The 4,647-nt window shown below is 51.7% G+C and carries 4 protein-coding genes and 1 tRNA gene; 1 reads left to right on the top strand and 4 read right to left on the bottom strand.

The window, feature by feature from the left end; all coding sequences use genetic code 11:
* Positions 1-123: 123 nt before the first annotated feature.
* The 3 genes from HMPREF3050_RS05285 to HMPREF3050_RS05275 form a co-directional block, all read right to left on the bottom strand.
* Positions 124-1,083: a siderophore ABC transporter substrate-binding protein gene (locus tag HMPREF3050_RS05285; RefSeq protein WP_070773854.1), complete on the bottom strand. Its 960-nt coding sequence runs from the start codon at positions 1,081-1,083 to the stop codon at positions 124-126.
* Between the two features lie 217 nt (positions 1,084-1,300).
* Entirely contained in the window at positions 1,301-1,756 is a 456-nt protein-coding gene (nudB, locus tag HMPREF3050_RS05280; RefSeq protein WP_003777417.1) for a dihydroneopterin triphosphate diphosphatase, read from the bottom strand.
* A complete protein-coding gene (locus HMPREF3050_RS05275; RefSeq protein ID WP_070773852.1) occupies positions 1,756-3,135 on the bottom strand; it encodes a mechanosensitive ion channel family protein in 1,380 nt (459 codons plus the stop codon). The genes nudB and HMPREF3050_RS05275 overlap by 1 nt, the downstream gene beginning before the upstream one ends.
* A 246-nt stretch (positions 3,136-3,381) precedes the next feature.
* On the opposite strand from HMPREF3050_RS05275, the gene HMPREF3050_RS05270 reads away from it, so the two are divergent.
* Positions 3,382-3,458: transfer RNA gene (locus tag HMPREF3050_RS05270), tRNA-Pro, on the top strand.
* A gap of 145 nt (positions 3,459-3,603) precedes the next feature.
* On the opposite strand, the gene HMPREF3050_RS05265 is transcribed toward HMPREF3050_RS05270, so the two are convergent.
* Positions 3,604-4,287 (bottom strand): 2,3-diphosphoglycerate-dependent phosphoglycerate mutase, encoded by a 684-nt coding sequence (locus HMPREF3050_RS05265; protein ID WP_070773850.1) that lies wholly within the window; start codon positions 4,285-4,287, stop codon positions 3,604-3,606.
* Positions 4,288-4,647: the final 360 nt, after the last annotated feature.

Below are 4,647 nucleotides of genomic sequence, written 5' to 3'. Positions count from 1 at the left end.
GTCGCCTTGTCCTGATTTAGTTAATCCACTATAAGAAACAAAGTTGGAAATCAAAAGGTCGTCTGAAAACCCGCAATGCTTGTTTTCAGACGACCTTTTGATTGTTTAAACCGACTTGTTAACTTATTTCGCAGCCTTAAACGCGTCGGTAACCTGTTTGGACGCGTTCAGCAATTCTTGCGCGCCGCCCGCCGCCAAGTAGGTTTCGGGAACGAGGTAAACCACCTGTCCTTTTTTCCATGCGGTCGTTTCGGCGACCAGCGGATTGTTCAACACGTCTTTCGCCGCCTGTCCTTCTTCGCCGATGGCAGCGCCCCTATCAAGGACAAACAGCCAGTCGGGATTTTTCTCTTTCAAGTATTCGAAGCTGACGGGCTGACCGTGGCTGCCTTCTTTGATGGCTTCGTCAACGGCCGGAACGCCAATGTCTTTGTGCAGCCAGCCGCCCAGTCGTGAAGACGGACCGAAGGCGGACAGTTTCCCGCCGTTGACCAGAATCACCAAACCTTTGCCTTTACCTTGCGCTGCAGTTTTCGCGGCTTCAAAAGATGCGTCGATTTCCGCCTTCAGCTTGTCGGCTTCCGCCTGTTTGCCGAAGATTTGCGCCAGCGCGTCGATGCGCTCTTTAGCACTGTCTTTGAGGTTGGCGGTATCGGCGGTCATTTCGATGGTCGGCGCAATGGCGTTCAACTTGTCAAACGCTTTGGCTGCGCGGCTGCCGATGATGATGAGCTGCGGTTTGTAGGCGTTGAGCGCTTCGTAATCCGGCTCGAACAGCGTACCGGCAGGTTTTGTTGCTTTGAAATATTCGTCCAAATAAGGCAGCAGGTTTTTGTCGATAGACAGACCGGTTTTCACGCCCAATTTGTTTAAAGTGTCGAGCATACCCAAATCGTAAACGGCGATACGTTCGGGATTTTGCGGCACTTTCGCGTCGCCGCGCGTCGTTTTGACGGTCAAACCCGCGCCTTCGGTTTGGGCGGCGGAAGAGGTTTGGGCGTTTTGGTTTGAAGCGGAATCTTTCGGCGAACACGCACCCAAAGCAAGGGCGCAGCATACGGCTAAAGCAGTCAGACGTAACATGGATTCTCCAAGCAGATATAAAACGAAAATATGGAAAAGGCCGTTTGAACAAGAAAATTTAAAGACTTCCAATCAGAAAGCCGAACGTTCAGACGACCTTTACGGTTTGATGTTACCAAATTAACCAATAACAATTATCGTTTATTTTATTAGATATAAAAGAGGCTGTCCATCGGTCTTTAAATGCGGTTGTCGGTCATCTCCCCGCCATCATTCATCAAACAACCAATCCCAACCTTTTCCCCAATGCCAAAATCGCCCTTTTGTTCGACGGGGAGAACACCTTTTCCGCCGCTTCTTCAATACTGAACCATCCGTAAGCGACGTGTTCGTCGGGCTGCAAAACAATAGCCGCATCGCGCGGAATTTCGGCGGAAAAGATGTGTTCGCGGTTTTCGAACACGCCTTTGGGATAGCGGTGCCGCCAGTGGTGGTAGATTTCGTAAACCGTGCTGTCGTGCCAGTTGCAGAGCTGCCCGTCCGCAAGGCGGATGCCGGTTTCCTCCCAAACTTCGCGTTTGGCGGTTGCCTCTATGGTTTCGTCCGGCTCGATGCTGCCGGTTACCGACTGCCAAAAACCTGGCGGCGAAGTGCGTTCGATTAAAAGGATATTGCCGTCTGCATCATGCAGGATAACCAGCGCAGACACGGGATACTTCAAGGGTTTTGCCATCAATCGTCTCCGCCGGAATCCATCGCGGGATCGGATTTGGTATCGCTGCGCGCCTGCATTCCCGCCTTAATCATGGCGATGCTGCTCGGTGCCTGGCTTTTGTTCAAGATGCGGACTTCGCGCTGCGGATAAGGGAACTCGATGCCGTGTTCGTTAAACTGCCGCCAAATATCCAGAAAAATCGCTGATTGCAGCGCGGCAAAACCGTTTTCCGGGTCTTTCACCCAATAAGTCGCGCGCAAATCGATACCGTTGTCGCCGAAATTGGTCACCACCGCCAAAGGCGCGGGATTATTGGAAACACGCGGCTGCGCGGCGGCTGCGCTTTTAATGATGTCGAGCGCCTTAATCAAATCGGAATGATAGGCAACCTGTATATTGAACGCCTGCTGCAATTCGCGGCTGGTATAGGATTCGTTGACCACCATCGAGGTAACGAACGTCTCGTTCGGAATCAGCGCCTCCGTACCGTTGGCATTGCGCAGCACGACGAAACGCGAGGTGATTTTGGTGACATAACCGGTAAAGTTGTTGACCGTCAAACGGTCATTCATGCGGATGGAGCGGTCGCCTAAAATGATAAAACCGGAAATATAGTTGCTCGCCACTTTTTGCAGGCCGAAACCGATACCGACACCCAACGCACCGCCGAACACCGACAATACCGTCAAATCAATCCCCACCAGCGGCAACGCAATCAATACCGCCAACACCATCATCACCGTTTTGACGACTTTGGACAAAATCATGCTCAGATTGGTATCCAAGCTGCTCTTCTCCAAATGTCCGCCGATAACTCGAGCCAGCCATGACGCGCCTATCATCAGGAGGCCGACCCACAAAATCCCGTTCAGAATCGTCAGCAGGCTGAGTCTGCCTGAACCGACTGAGAAACTGATGCCGTCCAGCACCTCCAAAATCTTATCGTCCAAACCCGACAGCCAAAGCACGAACCCTATCCACAAAACCATAGACACCGCCCGCTCCAGCCAGTCGGTCAGTTTGTTTTGCGGCAAAGCGGCATGAACCACCGCCACGCTGACCCGAATCAGAATCATCCAGCGCGCCGCCAAAATCAGCAGATGCAGCCATACCGCGCGAAATTCCGTCAGATTGCAGACAAACAAAGCCGCCGCGCCGAAAATCATCATCAGCACCGGCCACAAAATCCTTCTGCCGATATGCCGCAAAAGCGCGAAGCTGCCGTGTTCCGAAAAGAAATAACGGTCGTTGAGGCGGTTTGACAGCCAAAACGCCGCCACCATCAGCATCAAGACACCGACCAGCTCTATCCAGCCCGAAACCTGTCCGAAATTGCGCTCCACCAAGCTCGATGTAAACGCCTGACGCGCAAACAAATCATGCAAAATACTGTCCATCCGCCCTGTTTTTTATTAAAAATCAAAGCTGAGATTATATAGCAGCCATAAAATTCCGCCACATCCGTTTACCCCCAGGGTCGTCTGAAAAACATCGCAGCTTCCAATCAAGTATGAACCATTCCGCAGCCCTACCCTCCCTGACGCCAAACAAATTCAAAGCCGCTTCAAGCAGATAGCCGAAACCGTCCGGCTTTACCCTTGCCAAAGCCGTGCAAGAAAACTATAATCCCAAACTTCTCGAGTCGGAGTGTGGCGCAGTCTGGTAGCGCACTTGCATGGGGTGCAAGGGGTCGAAGGTTCGAATCCTTTCACTCCGACCAAAAATTCAACAGCCCGGTCATTTTTGACCGGGCTGTTTTTTTGCCTTGACTGTCTCAAATCTTATATCTCAAGCGTTTCAATCAAAAGGTCGTCTGAAAACCCCGAATCCGAGTTTTCAGACGACCTTTTTATTATCCGCAAAGCTTACAGATAGAATTTTTCAACCACTTTCAAATTGTCGTCCAATTTGTACACCAGCGGCTGACCGGTCGGGATTTCCAAGCCCATGATGTCTTCGTCGGAAATGCCTTCGATGTGTTTGGCCAATGCGCGCAGTGAGTTGCCGTGGGCGGCAACCAAGACGCGTTTGCCACTCAGAAGCGCGGGGGCGATTTGGTCTTCCCAGAACGGCAGTACGCGCTCCAAAGTGACTTTCAGGTTTTCGCCGTCGGGGATGACATCGGCGGGCAGGTTGGCATAGCGGCGGTCGTTGTGCGCGGAGAACGGGTCTTTCGGGTCGAGCAGCGGCGGCAGGGTGTCGTAGCTGCGGCGCCAGATGTGGACTTGCTCGTCGCCGTATTTTTCGGCGGTTTGTTTTTTGTCCAAACCTTGCAGTTGGCCGTAGTGGCGTTCGTTCAGCCTCCAGCTTTTGATTTGCGGCACGAACAGTTGGTCGGATTCTTCCAAAACGATGTTGCAGGTTTTAATCGCGCGGGTCAGGACGGAGGTGAAGGCGATGTCGAACTCGTAGCCGTTTTCCTTCAGTTTTTTACCGGCGGCGGCGGCTTCGGCAAGGCCCTGCTCGCTCAGTTTCACGTCGCGCCAGCCCGTAAACAGGTTTTTCGCGTTCCATTCGCTTTGTCCATGACGGATAAATACCAATTCCATGTCGTTGCTCCAATTTAAGGTCGGTAGAAGGGGCTATTTATAACATATTTCGGCTGCTTCTGCAGTCGGGGCAAGACTATGCTTGTTCTTTATCAAGACTTGCGGCGTATTGTTTTCTATAGTGGATTAACTTTAAACCAGGACGGCGTTACCTCGCCTTAGCTCAAAGAGAACGATTCTCTAAGGTGCTGAAGCACCAAGTGAATCGGTTCCGTACTATCTGTACTGTATCTGCGGCTTTCGCCTTGTCCTGATTTAAAGTTAATCCACTATACCGCCCATTCCCCTACCCTTGCAGTCGTAATGTTTCCAAACAAATTAAAGGTCCTTGGATTCGGATTTCAAGTGCAACACTAAGGC

The sequence above is a fragment of the Neisseria sp. HMSC065D04 genome, assembly GCF_001815675.1.
Lineage (GTDB): Bacteria > Pseudomonadota > Gammaproteobacteria > Burkholderiales > Neisseriaceae > Neisseria.
Note: the sequence above shows the minus strand (reverse complement) of the source record. Positions and strands in the feature narration are given on the sequence as shown.